Below are 15486 nucleotides of genomic sequence, written 5' to 3'. Positions count from 1 at the left end.
GGCGGGGAGGAGCGGAGAGGAGGAGCAGTGCCGGACGCTACGCAGCGGCTTCTGGAGCGCTTCGCAGACAGCGTCGCTTCATCCACGGAGCGCACCCGCGGTGCCCGGGGCGGGTCGTGGCGTCAGGTGCGCGGTGCCGTGAGGCGCTCGTGCGCGGCGAGCACGTCGTCGACGGACACGGAGGTGAGGCAGGGGTGCCCCGGGACCGGGCAGTCGCGTGCGCGGGTCAGTCGACAGGCAGCGGACTGGTCGCCCAGCAGCTCGACGTGCTCGGCGGACGGGGCCCACTTGGCGGCGGGGACGACGGGGGAGAACAGGCTGACGATGCGCGCTCCGACGGCGGCGGCCAGGTGCGCCGGGCCGGTGTTCCCCACGACGACGACCTCGGCCCCGGCGAGCACCGCGGCGAGTCCCGCCGGCGTCGTCCGTCCGCCGAGGTCGAGCACCGGTGCCGCACCGGCCACCGCGCCGGCGGCGACCGCGGCGGTGAGCGCCCGCTCGCCGGGGGAGCCGGTCACGACCACCGGGACGCCGCGTTCCGCGTACGCCGTGACGAGCGCACGGTGCTGCGCCGCCGGCCAGGAACGCGCCTCGACGCTGGCTCCGGGATGGACCACCACATAGCGACCCAGCGCGGCCACGTCGTCCGGTGGGGCGCCGGGCGGGAGCACCCCGAGCCTCCCGTCGTCCTCCGGCGGCAGCAGGAACCCGGCGGCGGCGGCGATGCGCAGCGCGCGTTCCGGTTCGGGGATGTCCTCCGGCAGATCCTCCCCGGGCCGGAGACGCACGTCGAGGAGCGAACCGGGGTGGTCGACGGACGCCCCGGAGACCCGGCCGACGCCGGCCAGCCGGAGGAGCACGGCAAGGGGGAGCGGCGATTGGTGGAAGGACGTGAGGACGACCGCTTCGTCGATGCCCTCCTCCTCGACCATCGCGCGGAAGGCCACGAGCGCGGTGTCGTCGAGCGCGCCCGGCGTCTCGGTGACCCACGGCGCTGCCCAGACCCGCACGCGGTCGATCCCGGGCAGGAGCTCGGCGGCCGGGGCCCCATGCGGGCCGCACAGCATCGTGACGTGGGACGCCCCCGCCGCGATCGCGCGCACCGCCGGACCGGCCACGAGGACGTCGCCGAACGAATCGAGCCGTGCGACGAGGACCCGGGGACCCGACCGTCCCTCGTGCGGATCCGTGCTGCTCACGCGTGGGCCGCGGGAACGTGGGCGAGCACCAGTCCGACCGCCTCGTCGAGCGACGCGGCGACGGTCGGCGCGGCGTCGACCTCCGCGGTCCGCGTGCGCGGCGTCGGGACGAGGATCGACTGCGCTCCGGCAGCGGCCGCGGCGCCGACGTCCGCGCCGATGTCACCGATGACGACGAGGTCGGTCGCGGCGATCCCGAGCCGTTCCGAGGCCTGGTCGACGAGTCCGGGACGGGGCTTCCGGCAGACGCACGCGTCCTCCGGACCGTGCGGGCAGACGCACCAGACGTCGAAGGGGCCGACGAGTTCGTCGACCCGGGCGTTCGTCGCGTCGACCTGCGCACGGGTGGCCCCGCCGCGGGCGATCACCGACTGGTTCGTGACGACGCCGACCGCGAGACCCGCCGCTCTCGCCCGTTCGACCGCCCGGCGAGCACCGGGCACGGGGACCACGCGGTGCGGGTCGGCGTTGTACGGCACGTCGATGACGAGGGTGTCGTCCCGATCGAAGAGGAGACCGCGTACGACGCGGTCTGCGGAGAGGGCCATACCCGAGTTGTACCCACCGGTCCCCGGACGGGCGGGCAGGAAGGCCGCTGAGCGCGATCGTGGTGACCGGTGTCGCCTCGCCGGTCTAGCGTCTCCGAGGTGACCGCGCTCGACTCCCTGCCCCCGTCCGACGGCCGACCGGAACTCGTCGTGCTCCGCGCGATCAAGCTCGGCGACCTCCTCGTCGCCGTCCCGGCCCTCCACGCTCTGCGACGCGCGTTCCCCGACCACCGCATCAGCCTCGCGACGACGGCGTGGCTGGCGCCGCTCGTCGAGCTGATCCCGTCCGTCGACGTGCACCTCGCGCAGCAGGGGTTCGACCACCCGATCGGGGTGCCCCCCGGCGTGACCGACGTGGCCGTCAACCTCCACGGCGCCGGTCCGGAGTCCGAGGACCTCGTCGCCGCGCTCGGCGCGCGCCGGGTCATCCACCACGGCGCCGGCGGACCGACGTGGGACACCGGCACCGTCAACGAACGCGAGCGGTGGACCGCACTCCTCCGCGCGTACGACGTCGACGCGGACGCCGACGACGTCGCGATCGACCGCCCGGACGATCCCCCCGTCGTCGACGGGGCGGCCGTGGTGCACGTCGGTGCGTTCCACGGGGCCCGGCACTGGCCGGTCGACCGCTTCGCCGAGGTGGTGCGCGGACTGCGCGAGCGCGGACACGACGTCGTCCTGACGGGAGGCCCGGCTGACGTCGAGCGCGCCACCGCGGTCGCGGAGGGGGCCGGCCTGCCGCCGGGGGCGGTGCTGGCCGGCGTCCTCGACCTCCGTGCGTTCGCCGCGGTGGTCGCCGCGGCACGCGTCGTCGTCACGGTGGACACCGGGGCTGCCCACCTCGCATCGGCGTACGGCATCCCCTCGGTCGTGCTCTTCGGACCGGCACCGCCCGAGAGCTGGGGGCCGCCGGCATCCGGACCGCACGTCGTGCTGACGGACGCGTCGGTCCGTCGCGGCGAGGTGTTCTCCGAGGAACCCGATCCGGCGATCCTCGCCGTGCACGCGGCCGACGTGCTCGCAGCGGTCGACGGGCTCGGCGTCCAGGGCCGGACGGACGCAGCTGCCGACCGGTAGCGTCGAGGAGCGGTGCCGGAGCGACCGGCGACCGCGGAGGGAGCACCGTGTTCGAAGCGGCCAACATCCGGGACTGGATCGGCCTGCCGGTCGTCGACGAGGGCGACGACCGCGTCGGGACGCTCGAGAGCATCTACTACGACACCGCGACCTCGGAACCCGCGTTCGGCGCCGTGCAGACCGGTATCGTCGGCTTCCAGAAGCTCGTCTTCGTCCCGCTCACCGGTGCGACCGTCACCCCGAAGCACCTGCACGTGACGTTCGCGAAGAAGCTCATCAAGGACGCCCCGTCGATCCCCACCGACGGCGAGCTCGACGCGGCGACCGAGCCGGAGCTGTACTCGCACTACGGACTCGAACACCGCACGGGCAGCAACGGCGAACGGCGACTCGGCCGACGCTGAGGACGCCCGGCTAGCCTGGTTCCCTCTGTCCGACCCCGCGCACACCCGAGGGACCCGCCCTGCTCCGTTCCGTCCGTTCGACGCTGGTCGCCGCACTGGCGGTGTCCGTCGTGCTCGCAGCCGGATCGATCGCCGCGCCCTCCGCGTCGGCGGCGCCGCTCTGGCCCGTGCCGCAGCCGTACCGTTCGTCGGCCGAGCCGCCGGAGCGCCTCGCGAACCTGCCGGTCGGCAGCGAGTACGTGGCGCTGGGCGACTCGTACTCGGCGGGCTACGGGCTCGGCGACCCGACCGGGCTGCCGACGACCGCGTGCGGGCAGTCCGCCCAGGACTACCCGCACCGGATCGCCGCCCGGTTCGGCCTCGCGCTGCACGACGTCACGTGCGGCGGTGCCACCAGCGCGGACATCCTCGGCGGGCACCAGTTCCGGGGTGTGCCGCCGCAGATCGAGGCGCTGTCGTCGGACACGCGGCTCGTGACCCTGACCATCGGCGGGAACGACGCCGATCTCTTCGGCACCGCGGCGTCGTGCCTGGCGCTCTCGGCGAAGGGCCCGGTCTTCTCCGGCCGTGACGCCCCGTCCTGCCGGAGCACCCTGGTCCGCGACGGCGTGGACCAGCTCGGCACGAAGATCCAGGCCCGGGTGTCCCTGGGCATCGCGAACACCCTCGCGGCGATCAGGAACGCGGCGCCGAACGCCGAGATCGTGTTCCTCGGGTACCCGGCGATCTTCCCCGACGCCGATCACACCCCGGCGAAGGGGTGCTTCCGGTCGGCGCTCGACATCGGGACGCTCACCGGGTCCTTCCCGACGAACTCGTACCCGTTCACGAACACCGACGTCCGCTACCTGCACGGCGTCCAAGAGGAACTGAACGACGTCGCCAGGTCGGCTGCCGCCGCGGCGGGCGTCCGCTTCGTCGACGTGTTCGCGTCGACGCAGGCGCGCTCGGCCTGCGCCACGAAGCGGCCGTACGTCTCCGGGGTCACGCTCGACTCCACCAACGGGCTCCGGCGGATCGACCTGGAGCCGGGCGCACTGCACCCGAACACGGCGGGCGTCGCGTACCTGGCGCGTCGAGCGGAGGCTGCGATCCGCGACCTGCTCGGCTGAGCGGTCAGCCGATCGCCTCGGCCGCCGCGGCGGTCACCGCTGCGGCCTCGTGCGCCGACGGCGGAACGACGCACACCGGCGACACCGTCCCGTGCAGCACGTCGCGCAGCACCGACCCCGACAGCACCCGGACGTGCCCCCGCCCGAGCACGACCAGTGACGCGTGCCTGGTGTGCGCGGCGATCGCCCGACCCGGCCGACCCTCGACCAGGAGCGACCGCAGCCGGACGTCCGGGTACCGCCCCGCGATCTCCGTCGACGCCCGCGCGAGCAACGCCTTGTTCTGCAGCCGCCAGCGGTCGGGGTCCTCGGCGAAGTCGGTCAGGCCGGTCCTGGTGAGCACGGGCATCTCCCACGCCCGGAGCAGGGTCAGCCGACGGTTCGTGCGGCGGGCCTCGTCGACGGCGATCGCGACGGCGCGTTCGTCGAGCGGATCCTCCACCGCGAGGACGACGTCCCCGTCGATCGGGTGCGGCCCGTCCGGCACGACGACGGTCGGCACCGCCGCGCGTCCGGCGACGCGAGCGGCCTCGCCCCCGACCGTGGACCCGCGCCGGCTCCGGAACGTGCCGATCACGAGCAGGTCCGTCGTGTCCGACTCGGTGAGGAGCGCGGCGGCAGCCGGTCCGGCGTGCCGGACGACCTCGACGTCGACGCCGGGCAACGCGCTCCTGGTCTCGTCCGCGACGTGCTCCGCGACCCGTTTGCCGTCCGGACCGACGCGGCCCTCGAGTGCCGGATCGACACCGACGACCCGGACGTGCCGGATCCCGGTCCCTGCTCGCGCCGCGATCCACCTGACGGCCTCGTCGTGCGGATGTGCCGCATCCGCCGCGAGGGTGACGCTCGTCCACTGCTCGTCCATCCCGATCGACCTCCTCATCGGGGCCAGCGCGGGGCGTCGGTCGGCGCTCCTGGCGCTGAAGCTACTCCCGGCCGGCGCGGAGCAACCAGTCCATCGCCTGAGGGAGTGCCGTGAGGACGGACACGTGCCCGAGGCCCGACCGTTCGTGCAGGGTCGCGTCCGGCAGGCCGGCCGCGAGCATCCGTCCGTGCGCGACCGGGATGACCCGGTCGTCGACGCCCTGTTCCACGAGCGCCGGCACCCGCACGTCGGCGAGGGCGAAGCCCCAGTCCGTCACGAACGCCACGTCGTCGTCGGCACCGCCCTGGAGGCTCGTGGGACCCGCCGCCTGTGCGTCCTGACCCAGCGCGGCCCACTCTCCGTCCAGGGCCGCCCAGTCCGCGTCGGTGAACTGCGCGGGGTCGAACCCGGCCGTCTCCGCCCAGGCGAGCCGAGCCTCCCGTCCGGCCTGCGCGCTGCGCAGACCGCCGTCGTCCGCCATGCCGTCCCACCAGGCCGCGTCGTCGAAGAAGGGGGCTGGTGCGGCGAACGTCGCGACGGCGGTGACGCGGTCCGTGAGCAGCGCGGCTGCGGCGAGGGCGTGCGGGCCGCCACCGGAACCGCCGACGACCGCGACGCGGTCGATGCCGAGCGTGTCGAGCACCTGCGCGAGATCCCGGGCGCCGTCGGCGACCGTCCGGCCCGGCAGCGGGTCGGCGCCGCCGAAGCCGGGGCGGGTGACGGCGACCAGCCGGATGCCGCGGTCCGATGCCGCGCGGCGGACCGGTTCGAGGTGCGCGCCGGTGTGCGGCGTCTCGTGGTGCCAGACGACCGTCGGTGCGTCCGGCAGTGCATCGGTGCCGTCCGCGGTGTCGTCGACCAGGACGGTCCGGTCGTCGTCGAGTCGCACGGGACGCAGGTCGTCTCCTGGACGGGTGCTTCGCTGCATGGCGCGAGCGTAGCCTCACACCGTGGTGCGGAGTGCGGGACTGCTGCTGTACCGGACGGATGCGTCCGGGGTGCTCGAGGTGTTCATCGCGCACATGGGCGGCCCGTTCTGGCGTCGTCGCGAGCGTGCGTGGTCGATCCCGAAAGGCGAGTACGGCGACGACGAGTCGCCGCGCGATGCCGCGCTGCGGGAGTTCGCGGAGGAGATCGGGGTGGGGGCACCGACGGCGGACCTCGTCGACCTCGGCGAGTTCCGACAGGCGTCCGGGAAGCGTGTGACGGTGTTCGCCGGGCACGCCCCGTCGTTCTCCGTGGACGCGGTGCACTCGAACACGGTGCGACTCGAGCTCCCGCGCGGATCGGGTCGCTTCGTCGAGGTGCCCGAGGTCGACGACGCCCGCTGGGTTCCGATCGAGGCCGCTCGCTCCATGCTCGTCGCGGGGCAGGTCGCGGCGCTCTCGGCGCTCGGGGACGTGGTGCGGGAGTGACGGGTGCGGCGTCACGACCGGATCTCGATCTGGCCCGAACGGGGGGTTGCTGGATAGCCTGAGCGGGCATCGAGGTCGGTCGGTGCGCGAACAGGGGAGTACGCATGCGCCGTTGGCGGATGGTGGCAGCCGGGTTGACCGGGATCGTCCTCGCGACGGGGTTGGCCCTCGGGGGTGCGACGAGCGCGTCGGCTACGCCGGCGCAGCACTGGGGGGACTTCACGGTCAGCGGGACCGGCAAGGACTACCACGGCACCATGACGATGCCGGGGTTCCCGGAGACCACGTTCAAGTCGAACGCGTCCCAGGCGACCGTCGTCAGCGGCGCGTCCACGTGGCAGTCCGCCGCGACCGGGCCCGGTCAGCTGTACGGCTCGAGCAAGGGGCACACCTACATCAACCAGCGGCCGAACGCGAACAACGCGGGCAGCCCGTCCGTGACGACCTACACCTTCGACGGGAGCACCCCGGTCGGCAGCTGGTCCTTCGTCCTGGGTGACATCGACGCCGACCAGGCGACGATCTCCGCCACCGTCGCGGGCGGTGGGACCGTCACGCCGGCGGAGCTCGGGTACCAGGGCTCGTACAACTCGTGCTCGGTGTCCTCGCCGGGCGGGTGGTCCTGCACGCCGGACCCCGATGGCTCGACCGGGCAGGACAAGCCGACCTGGAACGAGACGACGGGAACGCTCACGGGCAACGCCGCGGCGAACGACACCGCCGGCGCGACCGCCTGGTTCACCCCGACGGTCCCGCTCCTCAGCCTGACGGTCAGCTATCAGTGGCGCAGCGGCTTCCCCGTGTACCAGACGTGGTTCGCGTCGCGGACGGCGGCGCTGAACGGCGTCGCCACCCTCGACACGACTCCGATCCCGGGCGCGACCGTCACCGTGACGGCTCCCAGGGGGACGATCTACACCACCACGACGGGCACCGACGGCTCCTACTCGTTCCCGGACCTGCCGCAGATCGGCGGGTACACGGTCGAGGTCACGCCCCCGAGCGGCGCCGAACCGCTCGATCAGAGCAGCACCGTGAGTCTCGTCGGGACCGACGGCAGGGCAGATCGTGCGTTCACGGCTCCGGACGGCACCGCATCCGTGATCGGGACCGTCACCGGCGAGGACGGTACGACCCCCGCGGCGAACGTGCCGGTCGTCATCATCGACCCGGCGGACGGCTCCACGCTCGTGACCACGGAGACCAACAGCGAGGGCGTCTACACGGGCTCCGGTCTGCCCCCAGAGACCGACCTGGCGGTGTCGGTGGGCGGTGCCGACCCGGCGCCGATCAGGACCGGGGAAGCCGGCGCGCCGCCGGAGCCGCTGGACCCCATCGCCGCTCCGCCGACTGCCGTCTCGACGATCTCCGGCACTGTCACGCTCGACACGATCGCGGTTCCCGCGGGAGTCGTCGTCGACCTGCTCGACGCCGACGGCAACGTGCTGGCGTCCACGACGACCGGTGCAGGTGGCGGGTACGAGTTCACGACCGTCCCCGGCGCCTACACGGTGCGCTCCGCGCTCCCGGCCGAGGGCGCCGAGGGAGCCTCGACCCTGGCGGTGGACACGACCGGCGGCCTGGACGTCGCGAACGCGGACTTCGCCTTCACCACACCGGAACCGGCCGCGCCGCAGGTCGTCGAGCAGCCGGGCACCGTCACCGACACGAACGGCGACCCCGTCGCAGGTGTCCAGGTCGTGGCGACGCCCGCCGAACCGGACGCGGGGGAGCCGGTGAGCACGACGACTGGTCGAGACGGCTCGTTCGTGCTGCCGGGGCTCAACCCCACCTCGGAGTACGAGGTCGTCGTCGGCACCGGGGAGGATCCTGGTCAGCGGAAGACGATCACCACCCCTGAGACGGGGTCGGGCGATCCGATCGCGTTCGTCGTCCCGGCAGCGGTGACGCCGACGCCGACCCCCACCCCGACGACTCCGCCGGTGTCCGGTGGTGGCAGCGGCACGACGCCGGTGTCCTCGACGGGTGGCTCGTCGTCCACCGGTGCCCTCGCCTACACGGGAGCCGACCTCACCCCGGGGCTGATCGCGGCCGGCGTGCTCGTGCTCCTCGGTGCCGGGCTGCTCACCTTCCGAGCCGCTCGCAACCGACGTCGCGCGGAGCACCTGCAGGACTGACCCGGCGCCGCTCGCGGTCGCCGCCGATGGTGCGGCACTCCGCACAACCGCAAGCGATCCGCGCCACGACTTCTCGTGGCGCGGATCGCTTTTGGTTGTGTGAGAGCGAACCGCACCACGCCGGTCTACCCGCCCGCCGCGGCCCGCCGCGTCAGCGCGAGCGCTGCGTCCGCGTCGTCCCGGTGATCGTCGCGACGGATCCCGTCATGGTCTGGATCGCCCGGCTGATGGTCGGCATCGACGTGGTGACGACCCCGAGCGACGACGTGATCGCCTCGATCGACGAGGTCGACAGGTGCTCCTGGTGCGTCGTCCGCAGCGGGAAGCCCCGACGGGCAGCGACGACGACCCCGAGCGACCCGAGCAGCACGACGGCTCCGGCGAACGGCATCGTCTGCATGCCCGTGAGCCCGAGCACCTGCCCGCCGATGGCCGCACCGGCGGCGATGCCGATGTTCGATGCCCCGTTGACGAGCGCCCCCGCGATGTCGGGGGAGACGCCCCCTGTGCGGATCGCAGCCGCCATGAACAGCGTCCCCGTCGTGCCGTTCGCAGCCATCCAGACGCCGGCGACGATCATCGTGCCGATGAGCGAACCGTGCACGAACGGCAGTGCGACGAAGGCGGCTGCCATCGTGGCCACCGCGGCGATGAGCGTCTGCCGGGGTGCCTTGTCGACGAACATGCCGGCGAGCCAGAGCCCGATCACCCCGGTGCCGCCGAGGACCAGCAGCGCCCCGCTCACGAGGCCCGAGGCGAGCCCGGCGTCGATCGCGTACGGCCCGATGTACGTGTAGACGATGTAGTGCCCCGCGAAGAGCAGCAGGTCGGCCACGACGACGGCGAGCAGCCCGCTGCGCGCCCATGCCTTCGGCGACCCGATGTGCGGCGAGGACGTGCCGCGGACACCGGGCAGGAACGCCAGTGCCACGACGGCCAGGATCGCCGCGCAGACCGCGACGGCACCGACCGCCGGGCGCCACCCGATCGACTCGCCGACCCCGGTTGCCAAGGGCACGCCGATGACGAAGCCCAGCGAGCTGCCGGAGTAGACGAACGCGATGGCACGGCCGGCGAGCCGCGGTGGCACGATGCGCGTGGCGTACGCCGACGCGACCGAGAAGAACAGCGCGTGCGCGATGCCACCGACGACGCGGCCGGCACAGACGATCGCGAACGACGGCGCGAGCGCGATCATCAGGTTGGACACGGTGTACCCGACGAGCGTCGACACGAGCACGGTCTTCCTCGGCATCCGTGCGGTGAGCGACGTCAGGGGAAGCGCGAGCAGTGCCACCGCGGTGGCGTAGACGGTGATGACGATGCCCATGGTGGACTCGGTGACACCGAGGTCCGTGCTCATGGTGCCGAGCAGCCCGACGGGCATCAGCTCGGTCGTGATCGCGAAGAAGGTCGCGAGGCCGAGGACGGCGATGCCGACGACGGCCTTCGAGGTCAGGACGGACGTCGAGACCGTGGACGTGGTCGTGCTGATGGACGCTGTGCTGGTGGACACGGTGCTGACCTCCTCAAGGCGTGGCGGAGCGCGCGACGGGGATGTCACGTCGGCGACACCACGACCGGGTCGGTCGGGCAGTGCGCGCTCGCGGGTTGGTGTGTGGTTGATCACTCCACGGCGAGTGCGGTCCATCCAGTGTTGCACGATGTCCCGAGCCTGGCGAGAGGCACCGCCGTGAATCTTCTAGGAGCGCTCCAACGCAGCAGCGGTGCGGACATTCCCGATCAGTACTCGTTCGTCACGAGCCCCTGGACGCCGCCACCCGAGAGGTTGACCGTGAGCGTCCCGCTGAGCGACGACGCCGAGAGCGACACCGACCCGTGCAGCGCGTCCTCCCTCGGGTAGCACGCGGTCGTGGCCTGCAGCCGGTCCGCCGTCGCCACCAGGCAGATCGTGGACCGGTCGGAGCCGACGCCCGCCCAGACGTTCCACGGTGTCGCCGAGTCGTCGCCGCTCAGCGACCGGTTCGTGAACACGAGTCGGGTCGTGTGCAGGCTCACCGGCACCTCGAACGAGCCCGGCAGCTGGTCCGCGTACGTCTGCGGCGCATCGAGGAGCTGCTCGAGGGTCACCGTTCCAGCGGTCGGGGTCACCGACGGCGACGCGGGTGTGTCCGGACGTGCGGTCCCGACGACGAGTCCGGTGCCGAACGCGACGACGACGGCCGCGGCGACGCCGCCGGCGATCCACGGTCGCGCACGCCGCTCGCCGAGCACCCGCCGCACGCGCGCCCAGACCGACGATGGTTGCGTCACGGACTCGTCGTCCGCACCGGACCGGCGGTCCGGCTCGGTCGATCGGTCGACCTCGGCCTGGAGGCCCGGCTCACCCTGGCCGGTCGACCGCTCGTCCGGCACGGGGTCGGGTCGCAGCGCCGTGGCCGGCTCGGGTACCGGCGCTGCGGCAGGTCCGTGGACGGTCTCCGCTGCCGTGGGCTCGCGGCGGACGGTGCTCGAGCGTCGCTGCGCCCGTCGATCGAGGTCCGCGAGCGCGATGCGCGCCTTCGCGGCCTCCGCCTCGGTCGACCCCGCACCCCACGCCACGCGTTCCAGGCGCGCTCGGGCGTCCGTGGTGTCGTCGCCGTCGTCGGCCATGCGTGCTCCCGGATTCCGGCCGCTGCTCTCCCGCTCATCGTGGCACTCCGCCGCGCGCCGTGCTCGCCCAGTTCGGGGGAGTAGGCCTGGCGCATGACCTCACCCCGCGAACCCGACCCCGAGATCGTCGAACCCGTCAGCCACGACACGCAGTCCGGCGAGGCCGACTACGTCGCCACGAACCCCGGTGGCAGCGGCACCGAGCGGCACGTCCCGCTCCCAGAGGAGGAGCAGGGCCGCGGTACCGAGTACGACCCGGTCGACCAGGGCCCGCAGCACGAGGGCTGATCGGGACCTCCCGGCGCGACCACCGGTTCGGCGCAACCCCGCGTGCCTCGGATGGCATGCACCATCGCCGGGGGAGGATCACGGCATGAGCGTTGGATCCCCGAGCACCCCTGCGACGCTCGCGCTGGAGCGGGCAGGCGTCCCGTTCACCCCGCACGTGTACGAGCACCACGAGACCGCGACGAACTTCGGCGAAGAGGCGGCGGCCGCGCTCGGCCTCCGCGAGGAACAGGTCTTCAAGACGCTGATCGTCTCCGTCGACGGGACCCTGGCGGTCGCGATCGTCCCGGTCGCGAACCGTCTCGACCTCAAGGCCATCGCGGCGGCGGTCGGGGGCAAGAAGGCCACGCTCGCCGACCCCGCCCTCGCCGAGAAGCGCACCGGCTACGTCGTCGGCGGGATCAGCCCCGTCGGCCAGCGCTCCCGGATCCGTACCGTGCTCGACGAGTCGGCGACCGAGTACGCGACGATCTTCGTGTCCGGCGGCCGTCGGGGCTTCGACATCGAGATCGCCCCGAGCGACCTGCTCGCGGTCACCGAAGCCACGACCGCTGCGATCGCCCGCACCTGATCCTGGACCTGAGTCGGTTCGCCGCAAGTTTCTCGCACGACCGGGAATGACCCGGCGCCTCCTGCGTTGCATTGAGTCAAAGGCACTCAAGTTCCCAGGAGGTCCCGTTGCCAGAGACGTTCGGCCCGACCGGCGGCAGTGACTCGTTCGACGAGTTCCTCGCCCGCCTGCTCGCGGCGCAGACCGACGGTGACACCCAGCGCTACCGTTCGCTGGGGCGCCCCGTCGACATCACGCGACTGCTCAGCCGTCGCACCCACGAGCTGCTCCAGCACACCGCCGAGTTCGCGGTGGCGCAGGGGCAGCGCGAGATCGACGCACTGCACATCCTGCACGTGCTCGTCCGCACCCAGCCCTTCGACGCCGTGATCCGCTCCGGTGGCGTCGACCCCGAGCGCCTGGCCGAGGAGATCGAGCAGCGACTCCCCGCCCCGTCCGACGTCCGCGTCGACGGGCGCCCGGCGCTGACCCCGTCCGCGCAGCGCATCCTCGTGGAGGCGACGCAGGCCGCGCGCGGGTTCGGCAGCACCTACACCGACCCCGAGCACGTCTTCTTCGCGCTCGTGATGGACCAGGAGACCGTCACCGGCCAGCTCCTCGCGAGCGCCGGCGTGACGCCCCAGGTCATGCAGTCCTACGCACAACAGGCCGCAGAGGCGGCTCGAGAGGGGCGTCCCATGCCGGGAACGACCGAGGCGGACCAGCAGGAGCAGTCGGGCACCCCGACGCTCGACCAGTTCGGCACCGACCTGACCGAGCGCGCTCGTGACGGCCGCATCGACCCCGTGGTCGGGCGTGCGGAGGAGATCGAGCAGACCGTCGAGATCCTGCTCCGTCGCACCAAGAACAACCCCGTGTTGATCGGCGAGCCCGGCGTCGGCAAGACCGCCATCGTCGAGGGACTCGCACAGCGCATCGCCGACGGTGACGTCCCCGCCCTGCTCCACGGCAAGCGCGTCGTCTCCCTCGATCTCGCCGGCATGCTCTCCGGCACCCGCTACCGCGGTGACTTCGAGGAGCGCCTCACGAAGGCGATGGACGAGATCGCGGCGCACGCCGACGAGCTCATCGTCTTCGTGGACGAGCTCCACACCGTCGTCGGTGCCGGTGGTGGCGGCGAGGGCGGCTCGATGGACGCCGGCAACATCCTCAAGCCCCGGCTCGCGCGCGGTGACCTGCACATGGTCGGCGCGACGACGTTGAACGAGTACCGACGGATCGAGAAGGACGCGGCACTCGAGCGTCGCTTCCAGCCCGTCACGGTGGGGGAGCCGAGCGTCGAGGACGCCGTCGCGATCCTGACCGGCCTCGCCCCGCGCTACGCCGAGCACCACGGTGTCACGTACACCGACGACGCCCTCCGCGCCGCGGTCGAGCTGTCGCACCGCTACGTCACCGACCGGCACCTGCCGGACAAGGCCATCGACCTCATCGACCAGGCCGGCGCACGCCGTCGGCTCGCCCGTTCGGGCGAGGTCGACGTCGAGGCGCTCCGCGACCAGCTCGCCGAACTGCTGGCGGACAAGGACCGCGCAGTCGCCGAGGAGCTCTACGAGGAGGCGTCGCGCCTGCGCGACCAGACGGTCGAACTGGAGGCCCGGATCACCGCCGCCTCGTCGGCGGACGTCAGCCGTGCCTCCAGTCCGGCAACCGCTGAACAGGACCGGGTGACCGGCGAGATCACGGAAGCGGACATCGCTGCCGTGGTGAGCCGCGCCACCGGGATCCCCGCCACCCGGCTGACGCAGGGCGACCGGACGCGGCTCGCCGCGCTCGAGTCCGAGCTGCACGAACGCGTGGTCGGCCAGGACGACGCGGTCCGCGCGATCGCCACGGCGGTCCGGCGCAACCGGACCGGCATGGGCGACCCGCGCCGACCGGTGGGCAGCTTCCTGTTCCTCGGGCCGACCGGCGTCGGCAAGACCGAGCTGGCGAAGTCGCTCGCGGCGTCGCTGTTCGGCGACGAGTCGGCGATGCTCCGCTTCGACATGAGCGAATTCGGCGAGCGGCACACCGTCTCCCGACTGGTCGGCGCCCCTCCCGGGTACGTCGGCTACGACGAGGCCGGTCAGCTCACCGAGCGCGTCCGTCGCAACCCCTACTCGGTGGTCCTGCTGGACGAGGTCGAGAAGGCGCACCCCGACGTGTTCAACCTGCTCCTGCAGGTGCTCGACGACGGTCGCCTGACCGACGGACAGGGGCGGACGGTCGACTTCCGGAACACGGTGGTCATCATGACGTCGAACATCGGGTCCGAGTTCCTGGCGTCGCGCTCCGGTGCGCTCGGGTTCTCGGCGTCGGCGGACGGCGGCTACTCGGACGACGACCTGCGGAACCGGGTGATGGGCAAGCTCCGCGAGGCCATGCGCCCCGAGTTCATCAACCGCATCGACGACATCGTGCTGTTCCGCAAGCTCGACCGTGCGCAGCTGCACGCGATCGTCTCCCTGCTCGTCTCGGAGACCGCGATGCGACTCATCGCGCAGGACATGGTGCTGTCGGTGTCCGACGAGGCGGTCGACTGGCTCGCCGAGCACGGGTACGAGCCGGAGTACGGCGCCCGCCCACTGCGCCGGCTGATCCAGCGCGAGGTCGACGACCGCATCGCGACCCTCGTGGTCGACGGTGCCGTGCAGGCCGGTGACACGGTCCGCGTGACCGTCGGCGAGGACGGCCTGGTCGTGCGCGCGCAGGCAGCGGTCGGCGTTTAGTCCAGCTCGATCCCGAACGCCCCGGAACCGCATCGGTTCCGGGGCGTTCGTCGTGTTCGGGAATGCAATTCTCTTTTCTTCCGATTTCTGCTTGCGCTCCTGCCGGGAATGTGGATAGTGTTCTCACGCCGCGAACGATCTGGTTGCGGCACCCAGACCTCGTGCCGAAAGGGGGCCGACATGTTCACCAACACCATCACCACGCAGACGCCGTTCCGTGCAGTCCGTGGGATCACCGGCGCCCCGCTCGCCGGGTCCCGCTGACGCGGAACGTCCGCCACACGCCCGATCTCCGCACCCCTTCGGTGTGCGCGCTGAGCACCGCTCGCGCAGGGATCGTTCGGGGCTGACCGGCCGTCGTCGGTGCTCGCCGGACCGCCGCATCGCGGTCATGGTCCGGCGCACGACGACGACCGGGAATGCCGTCGGGAATGTCGGTGGTGGCTGCGACGATTTCCGTGTCACGACGTTCTCCTGACCGATTCCGGGTCATTCGGTGCGAATGCATCGATTCCGGGTCCGGTCCATTCCCCACGCCCGGC

The 15486-nt window shown here is 72.6% G+C and carries 14 protein-coding genes; 8 read left to right on the top strand and 6 right to left on the bottom strand.

What is annotated here, in order from left to right; all coding sequences use genetic code 11:
• Nucleotides 1–122 precede the first annotated feature (122 nt).
• Together ACEN9V_RS02180 and ACEN9V_RS02175 are read right to left on the bottom strand one after the other, a co-directional pair.
• Entirely contained in the window at nt 123–1199 is a 1077-nt protein-coding gene (locus ACEN9V_RS02180; RefSeq protein ID WP_413601946.1) for a glycosyltransferase family 9 protein, read from the bottom strand.
• A complete protein-coding gene (locus ACEN9V_RS02175) occupies nt 1196–1747 on the bottom strand; it encodes an HAD-IIIA family hydrolase (RefSeq protein WP_413601945.1) in 552 nt (183 codons plus the stop codon). The genes ACEN9V_RS02180 and ACEN9V_RS02175 overlap by 4 nt, the downstream gene beginning before the upstream one ends.
• A gap of 99 nt (nt 1748–1846) precedes the next feature.
• On the opposite strand from ACEN9V_RS02175, the gene ACEN9V_RS02170 reads away from it, so the two are divergent.
• The 3 genes from ACEN9V_RS02170 (at nt 1847) to ACEN9V_RS02160 (ending at nt 4343) form a co-directional block, all read left to right on the top strand.
• The gene (locus ACEN9V_RS02170; RefSeq protein WP_413601944.1) at nt 1847–2827 is read left to right on the top strand and encodes a glycosyltransferase family 9 protein; all 981 of its coding nucleotides are present in this window, start codon (nt 1847–1849) and stop codon (nt 2825–2827) included.
• Nucleotides 2828–2874: 47 nt separating this feature from the next.
• Complete coding sequence (locus ACEN9V_RS02165) at nt 2875–3231, top strand: PRC-barrel domain-containing protein (RefSeq protein WP_413601943.1); 357 nt, start codon at nt 2875–2877, stop codon at nt 3229–3231.
• 110 nt (nt 3232–3341) lie between these two features.
• Nucleotides 3342–4343: an SGNH/GDSL hydrolase family protein gene (locus ACEN9V_RS02160; protein WP_413601942.1), complete on the top strand. Its 1002-nt coding sequence runs from the start codon at nt 3342–3344 to the stop codon at nt 4341–4343.
• 4 nt (nt 4344–4347) lie between these two features.
• Here the strand turns inward: ACEN9V_RS02160 and ACEN9V_RS02155 are convergent, their stop codons facing one another.
• Together ACEN9V_RS02155 and ACEN9V_RS02150 are read right to left on the bottom strand one after the other, a co-directional pair.
• Nucleotides 4348–5208 carry a universal stress protein gene (locus ACEN9V_RS02155; RefSeq protein ID WP_413601941.1) on the bottom strand — a complete coding sequence of 287 codons (861 nt, stop codon included), beginning with the start codon at nt 5206–5208 and terminating at the stop codon, nt 4348–4350.
• A gap of 61 nt (nt 5209–5269) precedes the next feature.
• Nucleotides 5270–6136: an alpha/beta fold hydrolase gene (locus tag ACEN9V_RS02150; protein WP_413601940.1), complete on the bottom strand. Its 867-nt coding sequence runs from the start codon at nt 6134–6136 to the stop codon at nt 5270–5272.
• Between the two features lie 22 nt (nt 6137–6158).
• Here ACEN9V_RS02150 and ACEN9V_RS02145 point away from each other — a divergent pair, with 22 nt between their 5' ends.
• Nucleotides 6159–6623 (top strand): NUDIX domain-containing protein, encoded by a 465-nt coding sequence (locus ACEN9V_RS02145; RefSeq protein WP_413601939.1) that lies wholly within the window; start codon nt 6159–6161, stop codon nt 6621–6623.
• 104 nt (nt 6624–6727) lie between these two features.
• Nucleotides 6728–8761: a carboxypeptidase regulatory-like domain-containing protein gene (locus ACEN9V_RS02140; RefSeq protein WP_413601938.1), complete on the top strand. Its 2034-nt coding sequence runs from the start codon at nt 6728–6730 to the stop codon at nt 8759–8761.
• 151 nt (nt 8762–8912) lie between these two features.
• On the opposite strand, the gene ACEN9V_RS02135 is transcribed toward ACEN9V_RS02140, so the two are convergent.
• A complete protein-coding gene (locus ACEN9V_RS02135; protein ID WP_413601937.1) occupies nt 8913–10277 on the bottom strand; it encodes an MFS transporter in 1365 nt (454 codons plus the stop codon).
• 227 nt (nt 10278–10504) lie between these two features.
• Nucleotides 10505–11374: a hypothetical protein gene (locus ACEN9V_RS02130; protein ID WP_413601936.1), complete on the bottom strand. Its 870-nt coding sequence runs from the start codon at nt 11372–11374 to the stop codon at nt 10505–10507.
• Between the two features lie 93 nt (nt 11375–11467).
• Between ACEN9V_RS02130 and ACEN9V_RS02125 the strand changes: the two genes are divergently transcribed.
• From ACEN9V_RS02125 to ACEN9V_RS02115, 3 genes are all read left to right on the top strand, one after another.
• Nucleotides 11468–11662, top strand: a complete 195-nt coding sequence (locus ACEN9V_RS02125; protein ID WP_413601935.1) for a hypothetical protein — start codon at nt 11468–11470, stop codon at nt 11660–11662.
• A gap of 85 nt (nt 11663–11747) precedes the next feature.
• On the top strand, nt 11748–12233 hold the full coding sequence (gene ybaK, locus ACEN9V_RS02120; protein ID WP_413601934.1) for a Cys-tRNA(Pro) deacylase: 486 nt from the start codon (nt 11748–11750) through the stop codon (nt 12231–12233).
• A gap of 107 nt (nt 12234–12340) precedes the next feature.
• Nucleotides 12341–14944: an ATP-dependent Clp protease ATP-binding subunit gene (locus tag ACEN9V_RS02115; protein ID WP_413601933.1), complete on the top strand. Its 2604-nt coding sequence runs from the start codon at nt 12341–12343 to the stop codon at nt 14942–14944.
• The last annotated feature ends 542 nt before the right edge of the window (nt 14945–15486 follow it).

The organism is Curtobacterium sp. Curtsp57 (assembly GCF_047324335.1).
Lineage (GTDB): Bacteria > Actinomycetota > Actinomycetes > Actinomycetales > Microbacteriaceae > Curtobacterium.
Note: the sequence above shows the minus strand (reverse complement) of the source record. Positions and strands in the feature narration are given on the sequence as shown.